Source organism: Fluviicoccus sp., from assembly GCF_030646115.1.
Lineage (GTDB): Bacteria > Pseudomonadota > Gammaproteobacteria > Pseudomonadales > Moraxellaceae > Fluviicoccus.
The window spans coordinates 84,077-104,401 of record NZ_JAUSMX010000015.1 but is presented as its reverse complement, the minus strand read 5'-3'; the positions used below and the strand labels follow the sequence as shown (position 1 = coordinate 104,401).

At 57.7% G+C, this 20,325-nt stretch carries 22 protein-coding genes; 11 read left to right on the top strand and 11 right to left on the bottom strand.

Features of this window, described 5'->3' with window-relative positions; translation table 11 throughout:
* Positions 1–120: 120 nt before the first annotated feature.
* The 7 genes from Q7T36_RS10950 (at position 121) to Q7T36_RS10920 (ending at position 8,069) form a co-directional block, all read left to right on the top strand.
* Entirely contained in the window at positions 121–990 is an 870-nt protein-coding gene (locus Q7T36_RS10950) for a metal-dependent hydrolase (protein WP_304848004.1), read from the top strand.
* A 106-nt stretch (positions 991–1,096) separates the two neighbouring features.
* On the top strand, positions 1,097–3,121 hold the full coding sequence (locus Q7T36_RS10945) for a beta-propeller domain-containing protein (RefSeq protein ID WP_304848002.1): 2,025 nt from the start codon (positions 1,097–1,099) through the stop codon (positions 3,119–3,121).
* Positions 3,122–3,128: 7 nt separating this feature from the next.
* Positions 3,129–4,424 (top strand): PKD domain-containing protein, encoded by a 1,296-nt coding sequence (locus Q7T36_RS10940; protein ID WP_304847999.1) that lies wholly within the window; start codon positions 3,129–3,131, stop codon positions 4,422–4,424.
* Positions 4,425–4,792: 368 nt separating this feature from the next.
* Positions 4,793–6,286 (top strand): hypothetical protein, encoded by a 1,494-nt coding sequence (locus tag Q7T36_RS10935; protein ID WP_304847996.1) that lies wholly within the window; start codon positions 4,793–4,795, stop codon positions 6,284–6,286.
* A gap of 11 nt (positions 6,287–6,297) precedes the next feature.
* Positions 6,298–7,308 carry an AraC family transcriptional regulator gene (locus Q7T36_RS10930; protein ID WP_304847993.1) on the top strand — a complete coding sequence of 337 codons (1,011 nt, stop codon included), beginning with the start codon at positions 6,298–6,300 and terminating at the stop codon, positions 7,306–7,308.
* Positions 7,309–7,428: 120 nt separating this feature from the next.
* A complete protein-coding gene (locus tag Q7T36_RS10925) occupies positions 7,429–7,665 on the top strand; it encodes an AbrB/MazE/SpoVT family DNA-binding domain-containing protein (protein ID WP_304847990.1) in 237 nt (78 codons plus the stop codon).
* The gene (locus tag Q7T36_RS10920; RefSeq protein ID WP_304847987.1) at positions 7,662–8,069 is read left to right on the top strand and encodes a type II toxin-antitoxin system VapC family toxin; all 408 of its coding nucleotides are present in this window, start codon (positions 7,662–7,664) and stop codon (positions 8,067–8,069) included. The genes Q7T36_RS10925 and Q7T36_RS10920 overlap by 4 nt, the downstream gene beginning before the upstream one ends.
* 82 nt (positions 8,070–8,151) lie before the next feature.
* On the opposite strand, the gene Q7T36_RS10915 is transcribed toward Q7T36_RS10920, so the two are convergent.
* The gene (locus Q7T36_RS10915) at positions 8,152–8,376 is read right to left on the bottom strand and encodes a DUF1272 domain-containing protein (protein WP_304847984.1); all 225 of its coding nucleotides are present in this window, start codon (positions 8,374–8,376) and stop codon (positions 8,152–8,154) included.
* 152 nt (positions 8,377–8,528) lie between these two features.
* Between Q7T36_RS10915 and Q7T36_RS10910 the strand changes: the two genes are divergently transcribed.
* Together Q7T36_RS10910 and Q7T36_RS10905 are read left to right on the top strand one after the other, a co-directional pair.
* Positions 8,529–9,317 carry a hypothetical protein gene (locus tag Q7T36_RS10910; protein WP_304847981.1) on the top strand — a complete coding sequence of 263 codons (789 nt, stop codon included), beginning with the start codon at positions 8,529–8,531 and terminating at the stop codon, positions 9,315–9,317.
* Complete coding sequence (locus Q7T36_RS10905) at positions 9,314–10,129, top strand: alpha/beta fold hydrolase (RefSeq protein WP_304847978.1); 816 nt, start codon at positions 9,314–9,316, stop codon at positions 10,127–10,129. Before Q7T36_RS10910 ends, Q7T36_RS10905 begins: the two co-directional genes overlap by 4 nt.
* Positions 10,130–10,230: 101 nt before the next feature.
* Here Q7T36_RS10905 and Q7T36_RS10900 read toward each other — a convergent pair whose 3' ends face one another.
* From Q7T36_RS10900 to Q7T36_RS10880, 5 genes are all read right to left on the bottom strand, one after another.
* The gene (locus tag Q7T36_RS10900) at positions 10,231–10,665 is read right to left on the bottom strand and encodes an SRPBCC family protein (RefSeq protein ID WP_304847975.1); all 435 of its coding nucleotides are present in this window, start codon (positions 10,663–10,665) and stop codon (positions 10,231–10,233) included.
* Positions 10,666–10,683: 18 nt separating this feature from the next.
* Positions 10,684–11,103 carry a VOC family protein gene (locus tag Q7T36_RS10895; protein ID WP_304847972.1) on the bottom strand — a complete coding sequence of 140 codons (420 nt, stop codon included), beginning with the start codon at positions 11,101–11,103 and terminating at the stop codon, positions 10,684–10,686.
* A gap of 141 nt (positions 11,104–11,244) precedes the next feature.
* Positions 11,245–12,747, bottom strand: coding sequence for an NAD(P)/FAD-dependent oxidoreductase (locus Q7T36_RS10890; protein ID WP_304847969.1), 1,503 nt, complete (start codon positions 12,745–12,747; stop codon positions 11,245–11,247).
* A 245-nt stretch (positions 12,748–12,992) separates the two neighbouring features.
* Complete coding sequence (locus tag Q7T36_RS10885) at positions 12,993–13,919, bottom strand: metal-dependent hydrolase (protein WP_304847965.1); 927 nt, start codon at positions 13,917–13,919, stop codon at positions 12,993–12,995.
* Between the two features lie 40 nt (positions 13,920–13,959).
* On the bottom strand, positions 13,960–14,811 hold the full coding sequence (locus Q7T36_RS10880) for an alpha/beta fold hydrolase (RefSeq protein WP_304847962.1): 852 nt from the start codon (positions 14,809–14,811) through the stop codon (positions 13,960–13,962).
* Between the two features lie 140 nt (positions 14,812–14,951).
* Between Q7T36_RS10880 and Q7T36_RS10875 the strand changes: the two genes are divergently transcribed.
* Positions 14,952–15,872, top strand: coding sequence for a LysR family transcriptional regulator (locus Q7T36_RS10875; protein WP_304847959.1), 921 nt, complete (start codon positions 14,952–14,954; stop codon positions 15,870–15,872).
* A gap of 156 nt (positions 15,873–16,028) precedes the next feature.
* Here Q7T36_RS10875 and Q7T36_RS10870 read toward each other — a convergent pair whose 3' ends face one another.
* The 3 genes from Q7T36_RS10870 to Q7T36_RS10860 form a co-directional block, all read right to left on the bottom strand.
* Complete coding sequence (locus tag Q7T36_RS10870; RefSeq protein ID WP_304847956.1) at positions 16,029–16,166, bottom strand: hypothetical protein; 138 nt, start codon at positions 16,164–16,166, stop codon at positions 16,029–16,031.
* 9 nt (positions 16,167–16,175) lie between these two features.
* On the bottom strand, positions 16,176–16,328 hold the full coding sequence (locus Q7T36_RS10865) for a hypothetical protein (RefSeq protein WP_304847953.1): 153 nt from the start codon (positions 16,326–16,328) through the stop codon (positions 16,176–16,178).
* Positions 16,329–16,520: 192 nt separating this feature from the next.
* Complete coding sequence (locus Q7T36_RS10860; protein ID WP_304847950.1) at positions 16,521–16,946, bottom strand: hypothetical protein; 426 nt, start codon at positions 16,944–16,946, stop codon at positions 16,521–16,523.
* A 215-nt stretch (positions 16,947–17,161) separates the two neighbouring features.
* Here Q7T36_RS10860 and Q7T36_RS10855 point away from each other — a divergent pair, with 215 nt between their 5' ends.
* Positions 17,162–18,277: an AraC family transcriptional regulator gene (locus tag Q7T36_RS10855; RefSeq protein ID WP_304847947.1), complete on the top strand. Its 1,116-nt coding sequence runs from the start codon at positions 17,162–17,164 to the stop codon at positions 18,275–18,277.
* A 118-nt stretch (positions 18,278–18,395) separates the two neighbouring features.
* On the opposite strand, the gene Q7T36_RS10850 is transcribed toward Q7T36_RS10855, so the two are convergent.
* Both Q7T36_RS10850 and Q7T36_RS10845 read right to left on the bottom strand, forming a co-directional pair.
* Positions 18,396–19,220, bottom strand: a complete 825-nt coding sequence (locus Q7T36_RS10850; RefSeq protein ID WP_304847944.1) for a phosphate/phosphite/phosphonate ABC transporter substrate-binding protein — start codon at positions 19,218–19,220, stop codon at positions 18,396–18,398.
* A 73-nt stretch (positions 19,221–19,293) separates the two neighbouring features.
* A complete protein-coding gene (locus tag Q7T36_RS10845; protein ID WP_304847941.1) occupies positions 19,294–20,301 on the bottom strand; it encodes a response regulator in 1,008 nt (335 codons plus the stop codon).
* Positions 20,302–20,325: the final 24 nt, after the last annotated feature.

Sequence of the window (20,325 nt, the reverse complement as noted above, 5' to 3'; positions counted from 1 at the left end):
GCCCTGTGTTTGGCCCCCAATGACAAGTGAACTGTCCTTACCACCCCTCACGACCATGACCGTCAGACCACTAGACTCCCAACATCAACGCTCCCGCATTCTGATGAAGGTAAACCCGCCATGACCGCTCTCGCCCGCATCGCCGGCTCCGCCAAGGCCCTCGGCCAGTCCGCCAAGCACGCCGTGTTCATTCCCGTGGTGCGTCGCCCGGACTTCGACTTCCCTGCCGACCTGCCCAAATACTGGTGGGACAACGACCCCGCGAAGACCCTGTTGCTGGCCGCCTTGTCCGCCAGCTTTCCGGCGGGCGAACGCTTCTTCATCGACTCCGTGCGCCACTATCAGGACCAGATCACAGACCCTGAACTGCAAAAGGCCATTCGCGGCTTCATTGGCCAGGAAGCGCACCACAGCAAGGAGCACAAGCTGCTCAACGGTTACCTCGAAGAGCGCGGTATCGGCCTGGGCCGTCTGGACCGCGAAATCCAGGGCTTCATGGACTGGATGCGCAAGAACCTGAGCCCGGAACGCCAGTTGGCACACACCGTGGCGGTGGAGCACTTCACGGCGTTGTTGGCCGAGGAATTCCTGCTGAAGTACGACCCGTTGGACCAGATGGACCCGCGCATGGCCCCGATCTGGGCTTGGCACGCTATCGAGGAGTCAGAGCACAAGGCGGTGGCCTTTGACGTTTACAAGGCCATTGGCGGCAGCGAATTCGTGCGTGTCACCGAGATGATGGCGGTGAGCGTGCTGTTCCCGGTGTTTTCCGGAATACACCTGGTGCAGCTGATGAAGGAAGCCGGGGAGCTGGGCAATGTGAAGTCCTGGGTGCAGGGCGTCAATTACATGTTCGGCAAACCCGGCGTGTTCCGCAAGCTGCTGCCCGCGTACTTCAAGTATTACAGCCCGAACTTCCATCCGTGGAACCACGATGCCACACCCCTGGTCGAGAAGGCCAAGAAGAAGTGGCTGGGCGACTGGGCCTGAGAGGCGGCGGCTTCGCCTGACCCAGGTTGGTTGTTTAGCGGCGGGATTGTCCGTGAATTGAGGTCTATACTTAAAAGATGACCACCATTCCCCCGGAGTTCAGGACATGCCCGCCATCACCCTCCGCCCCACGGCTTTTCTCCCGCTGCTTTGCCTTACCGGCCTTCTGACCGGTTGCGGCAATTCTGATAACGACCCTGTAACCGCCGCCCCGGCGACCCCGTTGGCGGCCGGAGCCTTGCAGCCTGTCACCGATGCGCAACTGGCGGTTTACCTGCAGCAGGCGCTGGGGGCCGACACCAGTGTCAAGGTGATGGCGGACATGGCGGCGGCCGGAGCTCCCGGTGTTGAAGGGGCGGGCGGGGCCATGGCGGTTTCCGGCACCGTGCTGCAGGAAGCGGGGGTAGATGAAGCTGACCTGATCAAGAGCGACGGGGTGGATGTCTACAGCGTGCTGCCCGCAGCCATTCCCGCTGTGCAACGCCACCGCCTGCAACCGGGTGCCGCCGATGCAGAGCTGCAGCCGGTGGAAACCCTGCCTTCACTCTTGCGCAACAACGCGGCCATTCAGGGCCTGTATCTGGATGCCCCCGGCAAGACCTTGGTGGCGCTGGGCGAAGCCGGAAATTACGGCGATGACTACCAGCGCTGGTTCCGTCCGCTCAGCTGGGTGGGCGGGCGCACCGAGCTGGCGGTGATGGCCACCGGCGAGGCCTTGTCCCCCCGTTATACCTTGGGCATCAGTGCGCAACTGGTGGGTTCGCGCCGCATCGGCCATACGCTGTATCTGGTGCTGCGCAGCCGCGCCCAGCCCTCCGGTTTTGACCCCGCCTGGACCTTGGCCGCCCGCGGCGCCAACCAGACCAAGCTCGATACGCTGAAGGTGGCCGACCTGCTGCCGACCCTGACCGTCAACGACGGCGCCCCGACACCACTGTTGCCGCCCGATAGTTGTCTGGCCCCGGTCAAGGCGGCGGAAGCGTCGGCCGATATCATCACGCTGGTGGGCATTGACCTGTCGGCGGCGGCTCCGGCGGTGGCGGCACGCTGTTTTGCCGGCAGCACCGAAGCCTTCTACCTGTCCGAGCACAACCTGTATCTGGCCACCACGCGCTGGGCCTATACCCGCAGCGCCGATGTCAACGGCATGGTTTATCCGCCGCAGGTCACCACCGACATCCATCAGTTTGCCCTCGACACGCTGGCGCCTGGCTACCGGGGTTCGGGCACTGTGGCGGGGCATCTCGGCTTCGACCAGAACCGCAAGTCCTTCCGGCTGGGGGAGTACAACGGCATCCTGCGCGTGGCCACCCAGACGGCGGAACGCTGGGGGCCGGTGATCGCGGTGCCGGTGGCGGCAGCCGTGACCGAGTCGCCGGTGCGGCTGACACTGCTTAAGGCCTCGGCCACCGCCAAGAGTCTGGACGTGGTGTCCACCCTGCCCAATGAGCGTCGTCCCGAACCGCTGGGCAAGGCCGGAGAGCAACTCTATGCGTCGCGCTTCCTGGGCAATCGCGGCTATCTGGTCACCTATCGCCTGACCGATCCGCTGTATGTGCTGGACTTGTCGGACCCGGCCGATCCCAAGGTGGCAGGGGAACTGGAAGTGGACGGCTATTCCGACTACCTGTTCCCGCTGTCGGAACGTTACCTGCTGGGCGTGGGCAAGGATGCGCGCAGTGACGGCAGTGCGGGTGACGGCCGTTTTGCGTGGTATCAGGGCGTGAAGGTGAGTGTGATGGATGTCAGCGATCCGTCCCGGCCGCTGGAGGTGGCGCGGCAGGTGATCGGCAAGCGAGGTACGGATGCGACGGTGCTGCATGATCATCACGGCATTGCCCTGCTGGCGGCAGCGGATGGCGGTTCGGTGCGGGTGGCGTTGGCAGTCAGCCTGCATGCGCTGCCGCCGGAGGGAGCGTCGGGGGCGCCATCGGACTACTACGGATTTTCCCGCACGCAGCTGAGCCGGTTTGATGTGAATCTGACGACCGGGGCGATGGTGCAGGCGGCCGATCTGGTGGCGGCCGACGGGGCGGTTCCGCGTGATGCGGGGAATGACCGCAGCCTGCTGGCGGCGGGGCAGGTGCATCATTACCGCAATGGGTTGTGGGCGTCGTGGCGGTGGGAGTGATGTCGATATGGCTGGGATATTGTTGCAACGAATGATGCTGCCAGCGATTTTTCTGGTGATGGCCGGATGCGGTGGGGGCGGTGATGGCGCGGCGGTCAACCGTCGTCCTGTAGCACTGGTGATGCCTGTTGCCGCGACAACAACTGCATCTTTGGTGCAACTGGACGGCAGCAAAAGTTCGGACCCGGACGGTGATTTGCTGCTCTATGCCTGGACCTTTGCTTCTCTGCCTCCCGGCAGCAAAACCATTATCATCAATCCGAACAGTGCTACACCTACGTTTATACCCGATGTCGCCGGCACCTATACGGTTGCACTGGCGGTGAGCGATGGCCAACTGATCAGTATCCCGGCGCAGACCAGTATTAACGTCACGGTGCTGAATGTGGCTCCGGTGGCGGCAGCCGGTCCTGCGCAGACGGTCTCCCGCAATGCCGCCGTGCAACTGGATGGAACCGGCAGTCATGACGACAACGGCGATGCATTGACCTATAGCTGGACATTCGTTGGCAGGCCGCCAGGCAGCACGGCCATTTTAGCCGGTGCAAATACTGCCCGTCCCACCTTTGTGGCGGATCAGCCGGGGCAATATGAAGTGAATCTGGAGGTCAGTGACAGTGTTCTTGTCAGCCAGCGGTCAAACGTGATTGTGAATGCCGTAAATACGTTGCAACCAGTGGCGGTCGCCGGTCCGGATATCACTACCGAGGCGGGAGTGCTGCAAACGTTGGACGGGTCTGCCAGCTACGATCCCTACGGTGGGCCGCTGGAGTATTTTTGGCGTTTGAAAAGCGCACCCCCCTATACTGATAACCCCACTTGGCAAGGACTCAGCCCGATCACCCAATTCTTGCCAGACCGTATCGGCAACTATGTCATCGAACTTTACGTCAACCGCCCTGACGGCGAAGTAAGCCAACCGGACTCGATGCAGATTACCGTCCCCGGTGTTCGCATCCGCATGCAGGCGGCCTTCTCTGAAACCTATGATTATGTGCTGCCATTCACATCGGTGGACGCTGTCACCATGCGGGAGTCCGGACCCATTTTCCTTGAGAACTCGCGATCCTACGGGATTGTCAGTGTTGGGGAAGGTTACAAGATTATCAATGTCTCGGCCGTGGAACCGACGGGCACTGTGACGCCGTCATGGAATGTCACCGAAGGTCAGGCGGCGGGTGGCACGATCATCTTTTCCAGCACCAAGCCCCCGGTCGGGAAGACGGTTCAAATCACCTACTCCTTTACTGAGCAGAAGACAGGTGGTGTCTTCAAGCAAGTGATCAATTTGATTGGGCAGTAGCGGTTACGGCGTTACTTTGACAAGCGGCAAAAAACCGTGACAGAGCGCCATTAATGATCCATCCCGGCCGCTGGAGGTGTCGCGGCAGGTGATCGGCCAGCGCGGTACGGATGCGACAGTGCTGCATGATCACTACGGCATTGCCCTGCTGTCGGCGGCGGATGGCAGTTCGGTGCGGGTGGCGTTGCCGGTCAGCCTGCATGCGCGCCGCCGGAGGGAGCGTCGGGAGCGCCATCCCTCTCCGTGTGTCGTGGCTGAAATTGTCCCTCCCCTGATTGGTACGATCGTATCACTATCCCCTCCGACGCCGGACAGTCCGGTTTCCGGTCGACGACTAGCCGAAACGATAATAACGGAGGGAATCCCCCATGAAGCCACTTGCCCTTGCCTGCCTGACACTCCTTGCCGGCGCCGCCCATGCCCTGGATTCGAAGAACCCCTTTCTGGCCGATTCGCACTGGCCGATATCCCATCATGACAGCAACGCCTCGGATACCTCGTCCATTGCCGGTCCGACCAATGCCTTGCAACTGGGCGCACCCAGCTATGTCAGCACCAGTCTGATCAACATCACGCTGGCCGCGTCGCCTCGCTACCCGGACGGCAGCCAGGTCTACTGGGGCTCCAGCAGCACCGGTGTCTACAAGCTGGCCACCCGCAGCGGCAAGCTGGTGAAGCTGGCGGAACTGTCCAAGCCGGGTTCCCTCTCCGTCGAGAACCCGACCAACGGGGCCTATACCCTAGTGGATCTGGAAAACGTGTTCTTCACCGTGAAGGGCACGCAGATTCTCGCCTACACCGACCAGACGCGCGGCAATGCCGCCTCGCCGATCGTGCTGCTGCGCAGCCTGAGCCTGCCGACCAAGATCAGCCTCAAGAGCGATGACTCGGTGGTCGGCCTGAACCTGACCTGGGACGGCCGGCTGGCCTTTGTCACCAAGTACGGCGTGGTGGGCGTGGTCGACCGCACCCTGACCACGGTCAGCAGCCTCAGCCTCGGCGGCGGTGAAAACGTCTCCAACTCCATTTCCACCGATGCCAGCGGCGGCATCTATGTCGTCACCGCCAAGCACATGCACCGTGTGCAATGGACCGGCTCTGCCGTGACGCTGGACCCGTCCTCTGGCGCGTGGACGGCGGCCTACAACACCGGCAGCAACAGCGCGGGCGGCGGCCGTCTGGGGGCTGGCTCCGGTTCCACACCGACAGTGATGGGCGAAGGCTCGCAGCAGTTCATCGTCATTACCGACGGCGCGACGGTCAATAATCTGGTGCTGTTCTGGAAGGACGCCATTCCGGCGGACTGGCAACCGCTCGCACCCGGCAAGGACCGCCGCATTGCCGCCGAACTGCCGGTGAATTTCGGCGATCCCAAGCGCGCCGCCACCTATTCCGAGCAGTCGGTGGTGGTGAACGGCTATGGCGCGGCGGTGGTCAGCAACGATTACCGTAATGTCAGCCTGATCTCCGGCAGCACCGGCTATCCGATGATTGACCAGCTGCTCAACGGGGCCATCGCCCTCAGCAGCGGCCTGCCGCTGCACCAGCCCTGGGGCGTTCAGAAATTCCAGTGGAACCCCGGCACGCGCAAGCTGGCCAGCGCCTGGGTGAACAACGATGTCAGTTGCCCGAACGCCATTCCCACCGTCAGCAGCAGCGCGGGCATGTTCTACTGCGTCGGCGCGCGCTTCGGCCAATGGACGATCGAGGGGCTGGACTGGAACAACGGCCAGTCGCGTTTCCGCAAGTACGTGGGCATGCTGCCGCGCTACAACAGCTTCTACGCCGCGACCGAAATTGCAGCGGACGGCGGTATCCTCTATGGTTCCTTCAACGGCGTGGTCTATCTGCCCCGCCGCTAAGGAGTTTCGCGATGACCGTGTTGCCGGTGGAACCCGGTGTCGACAAGCGCTTCCTCGCCGAATTCGTGCGGCGGGCGGGGCTGCTGGGCATTGATGTCGCAACGGTCTGCCGCAACCACGGACTGGCCAATCCCCTCGACGCGCCCGGCGAACGGGCGCCGCTGGCGGTGGTGTCCCGGCTGTACGAGGCGGTGGAGCGGGCTTTGCAGACCCCGGAATTCATTTACTTCATCGTCTCTTCCTGGTCCGAAAGCAGCCATACGCTGACCCAGTTGGCGCAATGCTGCCGCACCGTGGGGGAGGCAATGCGCCTGATCTGCCGCTACTCGGCGGTGGCTACGGATGTCTGCACCGCCCGGCTGCTGGAGTCCGGTCCGGGCTATCGCCTGCAGCTGGAAGCGAATTCGCAGGTCTATGTATCGCCCATCCAGATCGAGGCGGTGTTGTTCGCGACGGTGCGGCAGATTTTGCTGCGCACGGAGGCCGTGTCGGGCCTGACCGTCCATTTTTCCCATGCACCGCGTTTTGAGGAGGATCGTTACTTCCGCTATTTCGGCTGCCGCGTGCTGTTCCGGCAGGCGGGCAATGAGCTGGTGTTCGGGCGCGCGGTGCATGACTTGTCGCTGGAAGGCGCGGATACGGCGCGCGCTGATTATTACGCGGGCATCCTCAAGCGTTACGAGAGCCTGCTGCTGGCGCAGGGAGAGCTGCCGCAGCGAGTGCAGAAGCTGTTCATCCAGCGCATGGCCTTCGGCGAGCCGGATCAGTCGGACATAGCTGCTTGTTTGAATTTGAGTACCCGCAGCCTGCACCGGCAGTTGCAGTCACAGGGAACCGGCTTTCGCGAACTGGCTGAATCCGCGCGGCTGGCGGTGGCGCAGCGGGAACTGGTGACGGGAAACCGTCCGATGCAGGAGATCGCGCTGATGCTGGGGTACAGCGACCGAAGGGCGTTTTACCGGGCGTTTCGGCGCTGGACGGGGGTGACGCCTTCGCATTGGCGGGAGGGGCAGGGGGAGTAGGGAGCTTATCAGTCTAATGTCGAATTCTTGTTAGTGTGACCCTCTGCTATTGTCTGTTTCTTTACTTTTTGGCTATCTTTACCTTAGGATTGTCTTTACTTTGAGTTAAGGGTGAATGCCATGAGTGTCGTCGTCGAAGCGGTGGTATCCAGCAAAGGGCAGGTGACTTTGCCTGCAGCCATGCGCGCCAAACTGGGCATCACGCCGGGGTCGCACATCCAGTTTGAAGTGCGCGGCCAAGAGTTGATTATCAAGCCCGAGCTGCCGATGAGCGCGTACCGGGGCATGCTCAAGAAGTACAAGCTCGATCCAGCCGATCTTGAAATTGAAAAGGAAACAGACCGGGAGTTTGAGTGAACCTCGTCGATTCTTCCGGCTGGATTGAGTATTTCCAGGATAGCGGGCGTGCCGACTTGTTTGCTCCGGCGATTGAGCAACGGGCGGGGTTGCTGGTGCCTGTCATTGCGCTCTTTGAGGTGCACAAGGTATTGAGCCGCCATATTCCTCCCGAAGCCGTGCAGGAGTGTATCAATGTCATGCGGCTGGGGCGGGTGCTGGAAATTACCGACAAACGCGCGGTCGCTGCTGCGGACGCCGCCTTGCAGCATCGCTTGGCCATGGCCGATGCCATGATGTACAGCCTTGCCCTGGAGTTCAATGCCACATTCTGGACGCAGGATGTGGATTATGAGGGGCTGCCGGGCGTGCGTTACTTTGCCAAGCCGTCAAAAGCGGGTGCGGGCGGCGGCGCAGCGGATTAAGTTGCCTGCCGGGACTGGTTTGGTGGATGCTTTGCATCTGGTGCGGTTGGTGAAATGTCGTTATGCAACTGATTTTAAAGCCCTATTTCCCAAGTAACTTCTGCTTAACCTGCGACACCCCAACCGCCAGCGGACTGCGCTGCCGTGTCGGCCGCAATACCAGCGTACCCTGACAATTCGGGCAAACATGACCCATGCGCGTCGAGCAAGCCTCGCAAAAAGTGCATTCAAACGAGCAGATATAGGCCACATCCATCAACCCGGTGGCGGCGTGGCAGGCTTCGCATTCATTCTTCATCTTCAGCATGGCGGTCATTCCGGGTTTTTGGGGTATTCCGCATCATAGCAGCGAGAGCATGTTTTCCGTCGAATTTGGCGAAATGGGCACGACATTGGCGACCCCGGCATCACCATTCCTGTTGCAATGACACTCTGCCCCTTTGCCCCTCCGGAGCTTCCATGTCTGCACAACGCCACCTCAAATTCGCCACCCTGTTGCTGACGGGTTCCATCACCATGGAGATCACTCTGCTGGCCGGGTTATTCCCGGTCAACGACCTGATCTACCACGGCCTGCATCTGGCGCTGATGGCCGCACTGATCACCTCGCAATGGATGGTCTTCCGCAGCGCCGCCCCGCAAGACCCCCGGCGCTGGCTGGCGTTCTGCTTCGCTCTCGGCGCCATGTTCACGGCCGTGGGCGACTACGTCAACAGTGCGGTTAGCGCGGTGCAGCCGGTTTCGCTGAAGCTGACTTGGGCGATGCTGCTGTTCGGGGTCGGGTATACGCTCTACAGCGTCGCGCTCTGGAAACACAGCCGTGATGCGGTGAAGCCAGCGGCGCCGGGCAAGCTGCGTCCGGCTTACTGGATGGTTCTTCCCGTGCTGGCGGTGAATGTGCAGTCCTGGTTCCAGCATGTGGAGCCGCTGCTGCATGGCCTGGATGTGCTGTATTACGGTACCTTCGTCTTCAACGCCACGATTTATGTGCTGATGCCCGTCTACGCCTTCTGGTTCTTCCTCAACTCCCGTCAAAGCATCGGCAGTCTGCTGGTGCTGTGCGGGGCGCTGCTGATTCCGTATTCCGACCTGATCCTGTTTGCGTCCTGGCTGAAGGGGAATCCCGCCGTGCCGGAATTTCCGCTGTATGCCTTCAACTGGATTCTGTATTTTGGCGGTCAGGTGCTGATTTCGCTGTTCCCGGCGCTGGCGCTGCAAGCCGCCAACCAGACTGATGGGGTGAAATGATGGCGCAGGAACTGAATATTGCCGGAGTAACGGTATATGTGGAGGGCGATGGCCCGGAAACGCTGGTGATGCTGCACGGCTGGCCGGATACCCATCGCATCTGGTCCCGTCAGGTGGCGTTTTTCAGCCAGAGCTACCGGTGCGTCACCTTCTCCCTGCCGGGGTTCGGCGAGCCCGGTCCGGTGCGGGGGCATGCGCTGGCCGAGGTGGTGGATACCGTCCGCCAGATCGTGGATGTGGTCAGTCCGGACCGCCCGGTGGTGCTGATGGTGCATGACTGGGGCTGTATTTTCGGTTACCAGTTTGCGCTGCTGAATCCGCAGCGGGTGTCGCGGCTGGTGGCCATTGATATCGGGGATTCCGGTTCGCCGGAGTTCGAGAAGTCGTTGCCGCTGACCGCCAAGGGCATGGTCGTAGCCTACCAGATGACGCTGGCCTCGGCCTGGTATCTGGGCGGTTTTGCCGGAGATGCGCTGACGCGGGGCATGGCGCGCGCGCTGCAGGCCAAGGCCGATCCCCGGCACATTCATTCCGGCATGAACTATCCCTACGCCATGCGCTGGATGAGCGCACACGGCGGTCTGGATGCCCTGGCGCCGGTGGAGCCACCGTTCCCGTTCTTCTATGCCTACGGACGGAAGAAGCCGTTCATGTTCCACTCGGAGCCTTGGCTGGCGCGCATGGCGCGAACTCCCGGCAACACGGTGCGGGAGTTTGATTGCGGCCATTGGGTGATGGTGGACCGGGCGGAGGCATTCAATGCGGCGGTGGCGGAGTGGCTGGGAAACATACCGGTGATGCAGAATAATTGATCCAGAATTGCGCTTGGGTCCAGCGATTACGGCGGGCTTGATCCCCCCCCCTTGCACCAGTCCCTGCTCCTGCGTATGCCACATACGCAGGAGCATTGGTTTCAGGCCTTAAAGCTTTTCGCAACCTTCTTCAAACCGCGTTTTATCGACAGTTTCAACTGCATCAGCGTCATGTGAGGCACCAGCGGAAAGCGGCTGTCCGATTCGATGGTGTAGGTAAGCAGGGTCCGGCCCTTCTCTTCACTGAAAACCAGTCGGCCGACATGGTGCGATATCAGCGGATTGGCCAGCATGCGGTATTCAATGAGACGGTTTTCTTCCAGCGCGGAAATTTCCTCGCGGATGGGCTTGATCGGTCCCAACCCCATCTGCCGGACCGAGCCCAGCCCGTCCGGATTCCCGGGATCCTTAGAGTCAATAATGCGAACGGAGCGGACAGGCCAGAGCACCGTGTTGAAGGTGTCGTGACGGTTGAAATGCCGGAATACGGTGTCGAGCGGAGCGTCAAAATGCTGTTGCAGAGTCAAATGCTTCATGTGCTTCTCCTGTCGTGATTACCATTCGCCCAGATTGGGCATGGATTGCCATGGCTCACAGCGTGGCAAAGGCTGCCCCCGTTGCAGCAATTCAATGGAAATGCCGTCCGGAGACCGGACAAAGGCCATATGGCCGTCACGCGGGGGACGGTTGATGGTGATTCCGGCGGCTTGCAGCCTGAAGCAGATGGCATAGATGTCTTCCACTTCAAAAGCGATATGTCCAAAGTTGCGGCCGCCGGTGTAGGGTTCAACTTCCCAGTTGTAGGTCAGTTCAATCTGGCACTCCGGGTTGCCGGGTGCTGCAAGATAGACCAAGGTGAAGCGTCCCTCCGGGAAGTCGCGCGATTCGCAGATGTCCAAGCCAAGGGCGTCGCTATAGAAGCACAGCGACTCCTCCAGGTTTCGGACACGAACCATTGTGTGAAGGTATTTCATGGCAGTCTCAGTCAGGTCAGTTTGAATTCACCGGCAGTGTTGCTGTAATGATTCCACTGGCGTCAATAATATGCTTTGCTTTGGATTGCGCGGCATCTAATTGAATATGAGTGGACCAATGGATGCTAATGGCGAATGTCATCATAATGAGCGGGTCCAGTACTTTTCATGATCAAATACAGCCATGGATCGCCTCATTTCACGCAGTGGCCAAGGGTAAATAGCAAAATTATTTCCATGTTCATCAAGATAATAGCTCACGCAGCCGCCACTGTTGAATACCGTGCTTGCCAAGGCAGCCTGCACTTCTTGATTGTAAAGGCGTTGAGACTCAGCTGTTATTTCGAGTACGTCCACCGATTTTTGAGACATATACTTGATGGCTTCTACGACATAACCGATCTGCAACTCGGCGATCTCGATGAAGGAGTTGTACGTCAGGCTGTTCGGCCCCAGTAGTTGGAAGGCATTGGGAATCCCATGGATGGCACAGCCTTTGTAAGCTTCAGGAGAAGCGCTTTTCCAGACGTCCCCCAAAAGCACGCCGTACCGGTTCCTGATTTTTGCAGCAATCGGTGGATGACTGACATCAAAGCCGGTTCCCCAGATAATGACGTCAGCGATGCAACTGTCGCCATTCGACGCATAAATTCGATTTCCGTCAATTCTTGAAATCCCATAAGGAATAAGGTTGACATTTACGGCGGATAGTGACTGGTAATAGTTGTTGGAAAACAGAATACGCTTGCAGCCGATAACAAAGTTCGGACTTACTTTCCGGAAAAGTTCGGCGTCCCTGACTTGGAAACGTAGCATACGCTTTAATATAGGGGTCATCAGCTTCAATGCCCTCGGATTGCGGACACCATACTCCATGACGTCCATCATTGTGCTTGAACCCTTCCGTAGCATGCGCTGGGTTGAGGGGGTCTTGCGCATGATGGATTTGGCGGTGGGGCCAAACTCCGGGTCGGGTTTGGGGAGAACCCAGGGAGCAGTCCTCTGAAAAACATTCAAGTTGGCCACAATGGGCTGAATCTCAGGAATGAATTGGATAGCAGAGGCGCCAGTACCAATGACCGCAACTTGCTTGTCTGTCAGATCGAACGTTTGGTTCCATCGTGCGGAGTGAAATGTTTCGCCAGGAAAGGTTTCGATGCCACCAATCCGTGGAATGGAGGGCTCTGTAAGTGGGCCTGCTGCAAAAATGACTACCTTGGCATGAAAAGTGCCCGCCGAAGTCATCAGTGTCCATCGACAATCCTGATCGGACCATGTGGCCTCATGCATATCAGTATTGAAGCTGATAAATTTGTCTATATTGAAGTCACGACTGACCCGTTCAATATAGGCCTGGATTTCGGGCTGACGGGCATACATATGACCCCAGTCTGGATATGGCGCAAAAGAATAGGAATATAGCGACGAGGGAACGTCGCAGCAACAGCCGGGATAGGTATTTTCTCGCCACACGCCGCCAACCCTGTCCGATTTTTCCAGCACAGTAAAATCGGTAATTCCCTCTTGCAAAAGCCTTACAGCAGCAGCTATGCCTGATAATCCAGCTCCGACGATGACTACGTGGTAAGTGGAACTGTTGCCCGTCGTCATTTCACGTGTCGAGTCGATTTCTGTCTTCTTCATGGAAACTTCTCCGTGGTTTTAAATGAGTGATCGATTTTCTAACTTAAGAATTCGCAGCTGTCGCTCAATAATTCATGCGGATGCGGAGGCCTTTACTTTTGATGGATCATCCATGTACCCACGTTTGGCATGGAGAGCCAAGACTCTTCCTGTTCAAATGCCATACTTACTTTTCTAAAATAAATTACTAACCTGATGTCAAAATAACGACAGCTGGGCCTGCCCAATAATGGGCAGGCAATTACTTATCTGGGGACGACTGAGACAAATGGCATGCGCTCAAGATACTCCATGGCCTGTTCCGTCGAACCTTCGTCCGCAGGGTTGTACCCTGGGAGGCAAAAGCTCAGTGCATGCGTCATCAGCCATGCGGGGGAGGGGACATTGCCCGCTTTGGCGGAACTGTTCCATGACCGCCAGAAGGAGGGATGCCAGAGGTCGAGTTTTTTCGACGGAGCTGAAGTGTCCCTGGCGCTTAACTCGGTTACAGAGCTTACCATCAGGAACTGCATAACGGGGAACAGCAGACTCATGGCGACTACTCTTACCGGCAGGCTACCTCCCAGAGCATTAAAGGTGTCGAAGACGACCGTACGGTGCTCAATTTCCTCGACGGCATGCCAGTGCAGCAATTCGGACATGGTAGGGTCACACCCGTTCTCATCCCACTTCAATCGATTCAGTAACTGGTTGGCAAAACCGGTGGTGTAGTGTTCCCCGGCGGCAAACAGGCCCGCTCTGAACATAGCCCAGGGTTTTTTAAGGGCCTTGGGCAAGGTCTTCCCAAAGGGCTTCTCCACCAGTACTTCTTCCAGCAGCCTCCGGGCAAACCGATTAGCCGGAATGCCTTCAATACCATGGCGCTCCATGAATTCGGTCAAATGCTTGCCATGGGCGCGGGCATGCAGCGATTCCTGACGGATGAAGCCGCGAACGTCTTCGCGCAGCTTGGGATCGTCAATATAGGGCAAGGCCTCATTGCAGAGCCGGCACATGGCGAACTCCGTGGCGATCAGGTAATAGCTCAGTCCGTTGGTCGCCAGGCTGGCGAAGCGGTCATCGTATATCCATTGCAGGGGCACCCGTGACCAGTCCAGACTAATGTTGCGCGGAATGATGGCCCAGTCGGCGGAGGAACTGCGGGCTTGAGAGGTTGCGGTCATTTTTACCATGTCATTCTCCAGCGGGATAAGAAGCGGCGGTCATTGGAGTTCAGGGCTGTGCGGCGATGGCTTCAAGTATGAGTCTGCTGATTTCGTCAGGCATCTGCGCGGGCAACCAGTGCGTGCCTTCCTCCAGGATATGGAGGTGATAGGGGCCCTTTGCGAAGCGCCCGGCAAGCTCGGCGCTGCGCCGGGAGAGCGCGCTGTCCCGTGTGCCCCAGATGTGGGTTACCGGAACGAGCACCTTGCCAAACAAATCCAGCGGGGACATGAGACCCATGGCCCTGTACCAATTGAGGGAGGTATTGAAGGCTCCGGCGTCAATGACGTCCCGGTAGACGGTATCAACGTCATCTGTCGTCATGCCGGTGTTGCCCAGCATCTGCCGGAACAGCTTCCTGCAACGTGTGGCGATGATCCCCGGCAGTACAGGCATCTGAAACAGGCCCATGTAATAAACGCGGAACAGTTGATCGCTGCTGAACATGGCTCGGATAAATGCGCCCGAATGCGGCACCGAAATACTGGTGAGGGTGCGGACAAGGCCTGGATATTTCGCGGAAAATGACCAGGCCACGCTGGAACCCCAGTCATGGCCCACCAGGTGAACCGGACCGGAATTGATAGACCGGACCAGTTCATGGATGTCGGCAACCAGAAGGCTCATGCGGTAGGCGAACACTCCCTTCGGGCGGGCATGCATCGAATAACCGCGCTGGTTGGGCATGATCGTCCTGTAACCCCGGGAGTTAAGCCGTTCGCTGACCTCTTTCCAGCAGTCGGCAGTCTGTGGCCAGCCATGCAGCAGGACCACAATGTCACCTGTCAGCGGGCCGGTGTCCAGAACTTCGAATTCAAGGCCGTCGTGGTGAAATGCGGTAATACGTTGCTCAGGATTCATGAGTAGGCCTCTCGGGAGTGCTGCAAGCAGAAATTGCCGTCTTCGATGAAGGATATTTATCTTGGAATCATGCGTATAGCGGATGATCTGGATATGAAATATTCTATTTATGGATAATGCTGGGTGCAGGAGACTTTTTCATGGTGAATAACTTGCGGTTGCTGGATCTGAACCTGCTATTGGTTTTCGATGCCCTCATGCAGGAGCAAAATCTGTCCCGCGCAGCCGTGCGTTTGCATATGAGCCAGCCGGCTGTCAGTAACTCCCTGGCGCGGTTGCGGGAGCAACTGGGGGAGCCGTTGTTTCAACGCACCGCGCGCGGCATGTCGCCTCTGCCGCAGGCCCAGGCGCTGTATGGCCCGGTTAGGCAGGCCCTGCAATTGCTGCAGGCCGGGCTGGGACCGCAGGAAGGATTTGACCCGCAGCGTGAGCACGTTTTCAAACTATCGATGAATGATTATGGGCAGACCCGGCTGCTACCGGTGTTGCTGGCCCGTCTGCAGGCTTTTGCGCCCAAGGTTGTGATTTCGGTGGTCAGCGACGAGGCAGATACCCTGCCGCGCCGTTTGGCGGCCGGGTCGGTGGATTTGGCGATTGACTATCTGCATTTTGATGACGCGGATCTGGTCTATCAGCCGTTGTATCAGGAGGAGCTGGTGGTGATCGGGCGGGCAGGGCATCCGGCGTTTGCCGGTGGACTGAGTTGGCAGGATTATCTGGATTGTCGGCATGTGTCGTTGCTGACGCGCGCCGGACGGGGCTCGCCTCTGGAAATCCTGCTCGGTTCAGCCCGTATCCGCAGGCAAGTGCAGTTGTATGTGCCGTATTTTCTGACCATACCGGAAATAGCCGCCCACTCCGACCTGCTGGGAACCATCCCGCGCCGTCTGGCCGAGCATTATTCCCGGATGAATCCCCTGTCGATTGCGCCATTACCCATGGACATGTCCCGCATTCAGGTCAGCCTGATCCGTCACCGGCAACATGACCTGGTGCCTGGCTTGCGCTGGCTGCGGGAACAGATATTGTCGGCTGCAGAGGACGAAATCAATAAATTGTGAGAGCGCCATTAATTCCGTTTTCTATGCTTACGGGAAAGCGGTTGATGTTCCACTCGGAGCCATGCCTGGCGCTCAGGATCTGGTTCGGTCAGCCTGATGCGCCGGTTACCAGTCCCGGCGCCAGATAGCACAGCCAATGGCTTAAAAGGCCGTCAGTCAAACGGCGCAGAAGCCTTTAAACCATATTGGCACCCATGCAATGTCTATGTAGAACAGGATCACCAGCGCCGCCTTCAGCGCCGTGAGGCCCATGACCGTCATTAGTGTGATATCGGTCAAATGCAGCTTGTGCACTACAACCATTCAGCCGCCCAGTGTGGAAAGCACCAGCAAGGCCCAGTTCAGGCTGACCTGCAGGTTTTGAGTGCGCAGGTTTGGGGATGGGATATTGTTCATGGCATCAACCCCGGCAAGGATCCTCTCGCGGTTCTCGACGAACTTGACGACGGTAAACATTCCGTTACGCCAATGTGCAGTCCGTAAACATCAGAGAATGGGCAAGAGGCGGGGGCGGAGCCTCTGGTTTCTCAATGAGCTAGGTTTTATCGCTGCTTGAAGAAAAGACCGGGGATGCTCTGATCAAAAAGAGTAACGGGTTACGAATTTGTTTAGATCAATAATAATGCCGTTTGCTGATGTTCAGGGCCTTCACAATACCCTCTGCTCCCGAGTTAGGCCTTCCCGGATATTTTGCAGTCGCATTTCACCCTTGATAAGGAAGGTGTCAAGGTCTGTCTTGTTGGCTAGATAATATGAAAGGTCTAAGCCCGAGCAGGAGCGGGCATGGGCAGTAGTGCTCCTGAGGCTGGAGTCACCGCGGCCAAACCAGTAAAGAGCGGCCAACTCAGGAATGGCGCCTTCCGGTAAGTTCTGAATTTGCCGAAGAACTAGAATCTTGCTCAGTGGCCACTTGTGCATGAATGTTGACTCCAGTCTGGTGGCATCGATAAGTGACGGCAATATGTCAGAAGTTGCTTGTTGATTGCAGTCGAAGGCCTTATCGCATTTCCATTCGGCAACCAGCCGGCAGACGATGGCCACTTCCTTCATGTCCAGATAGTCAAATGGCCACATCGCTACCTCTTGTTTTGACTATGTATGCATTGTCCGGTTTGTGAGTAATGCACATCCGGTGATCAGGGTTATTGTTGTATGCTGGTATAATAGCCACCATGATGATGCAGGACTGGCCAATGTAATGCCGGAGTAGCCATGATATTGATTGGTGAATAGATTGTTGGTAATAAGTATTCTTGGTGTTTGAGGGAAACTGATTGGTGGAATTCATAATGTTCAAAAACGCCACGAGTGAAAATAAACAGAGTTATTATATTATTCAGGATCGAGTCATGGATGCATCGGACCATGCCCTCAGGGGGCTTTCATTTCCGGCGCAATACCTTGAGGTTGGGGAGGTCTTGACCAACGCCATGGGAAGGGACGTGGAGTCATATTTCCGTCATTGTGGTCTGGCCGGCTGTGAAAGCCTCCTGCCAGGGCAGACGGTCAATGGTTTGCAAATCCGGAATTCGAATGAATGGATATTGTCGCTTTGCCCTTCCGGAAAGCCGCCCCTGATTACTTTTATTGATCACTTTCCGGTTACGATCCATGGCGTGATTGGAATGTTGGCCATCACGGCCCGGACGTTGGGTGAGGCGCTGGAAGGCGTGCTGAACTACTTTCCGCTGGTCAACCCGGCTTATACGGTCCGGCGTCATGATTTGTCAGAACATGTTCATCTGATCTTCGAGCCTAAATATGATTTTGGCGCGACACAGGATTTCTACACGGAAACGGTTGTTGCTGCTTTCCTGAAAATCGCCCCCTTCGTGTCCGTTCTGCCAATCAATCTTCCGGAGGTTCACTTTACGCATGCCCCGATCATGGGGACGGTCGAGGATTACCACAGGGCATTGGGGTGTCATTTCATTTTCGGAAGTACGCAGAACAAGTTGGTGTTCTCGAAAAAATATCTGTCCATTCCGTTGTTGACCCCAAGCCCGTCATCTCATCGGTTCATGCGGGCGTCCCTGGAGCAGCAAATCCGGAGGATTTCGGAAAGTCAGTCATTTACCAAAGAGGTCAGACGTCACCTTCAAGCGGCCATGCATCGATCACTGTCACTGGATGCCGGCGCTTTGGCGGACATGATGGCGATCTCCGAACGTACCTTGAGCAGGCGGCTCGGCGAGGAAGGCAGTAAGTTGCCGGTACTCCGTTCGGAGGTGGGTTGTGAATATGCCGTAACGCTGCTGCTGGAAACGAACTGGAACATCGCCAAAATTGCCGAAGCATCGGGCTTTGCCAGCGCGGCGGCGTTTACGCGGGCTTTCCGTCGCAACCAAGACACCACACCGACAGCATTTCGGAAAGGAATGGCAAAAAACCGCTTGGCTGACTAGATGGATTTGGCCGAGTCGGGCTTCTTTTGGCCAACAACCGGTCGGCCAGTTTCCTGCCCGCAAACAGCACAAATCGGACAATGCAACTTTCGCAATATGCCCTACTTCAGGCTTGCTGCTATTTGTTGCCGCCCAGTTTGTTCTCCGCCTTCACAATACGCTGCAAAATGTCATAGTCCTCTTTGTCGGCGGCTACGAAACTGTCAACAGGCACGTGCATCACCGGCGTCAACGCCGCTTTTACCTCCGGAAGCATGTTGATGAACGCCTGCCGGATTATTTCCCGTTCTTTCTCGGTGGTTGTTTCCGGATTTGCGACAACGGTAAAGTCCGCGGTTCCGGGCAATTTGATGATGGCGGTGAATTCAGGATTACTCTCCCGTAATTTTTCAAATGTATTGGCGCGCAGAGAGCCTGCATCGACTATGCCGGATTTCAGGGCCAGCACGACATCGTCCTGGGTATTGAAGTACTCATGTGGCAAATCGGTCTTGCGAATCTGGTTCACGGAATAGCGGCCGACAATGCCCAGCCAGCTTTCCTCACCGGGGTATCCCACCCGCGTTACGTCGTCCAGGCTTTTGGCGCTGACGATCATGCCGGACGCTTTTTTGGCCACGCGCACCAGCGGGATGTAACCGGCGTTAATGTAGGTCGCCGCTGCTTGCGGTGGCCCGAACATGAATTCAGGAGCCTTTTCACCGCCCAAAGCCTCGTAGAGGCGAGGGATGCGGCGGACCAGTTTGGTTTTAAGGCGAAGCTCGCTTTTCAGGCTGGTGGTCAGGGCTTTAAAACCTCTGTCAAATTCGGCCTGGGGTATCTGGGCCTTGCCGGTTCCCGGATAAACCAGCATCTCCGTTTTGCCCGCAGCGTGCGCCGGCAGGCCGGAGAAACCGGAAATGCTTAACAGCAAGCCAAACAGGAACGTGCGTCTTTTCATCATGCTACTAACCTTCAAGGATAAAGACCGCCGGCTTGAACAGACCGGCGGTCCATGGTGATTACGATCAGGGAAATCAGTTCGAAAAGCTGAGCTTCAGTCTGGCGCCCAGAGACTTCACCTTGCTCAACAAGGATGCGGTCACAGATACGCTGCCAGTGGATTGCTGAGCTGCCTGCTGCTTGACCAGCACCGGCGCCGCCTTGAATCGTGCATTCATGGTCAGGGCGGACTGCGCGTATTGTTTCAGCAGACCCATGCGGTATGGCTTGTGCAAGTAGCGGAAAATCTTCACCTGATTGATAAGCTCAATAAGCATGGTGCTGTCTTGATGTTCTGTGGTGACAATGGAGAGTACATGCGGATATTCCTGCTTCAGTACTTTCAGCAACTCGATGACACCCGGACCGGCGGAAATATCCACAATAATCAAACCTACTGCATTTTCGGCCAGCAGGGTGAGCGCATCGTCGGTGCTGTCGGCAGTCAACAGCCGGGCTGTGCCGCGAAGCCCTTCGCGGACCATGGCAACATGATTCCGGTCGGGGTCGAGGATCAGGACAGGCTCTCCGCTGTCATCATCCAGCCTGGCCGCAAACACATCCGGAGAGGCGGATTCAATGCCGGTATCCTCGGCGGGGGAGGTGGATTCCAGCAAAGCCGGATTTGCCTTGAAGACATGCTTGGCATCCTCCGCAATATCGGCGGCCTGGTTGATCAGCGCCAGCAACTCGTTGTTGTCCCATGGCTTGTTGATGAACCGGAAGACTTCGCTTTCGTTGACGGAACCAACGATGGCCGCCAGATCAGAATAACCCGTCAAAAGAAGCCGGGTGGTTGCAGGTGCTATTTCACGGGCCTGACGCAGCACCTCCACACCCGTCATGTTCGGCATGCGCTGGTCGCTGACAAAGACATGGAAGTCATCCTGCCGGAGCTTTTCAAGTGCGTCGACACCCTCGGTCACAATGGTGACGCTGTACTGGTGGCGCAGCACTGCCCGCAAGGCAATCAGTACGCGCTCCTCATCATCCAGAAGCAGTATTTTCCTTTTATTGACACTGGCGGTGTTGATCGAAATCATGATTTTTCTCCGGAAGGAGTGTGG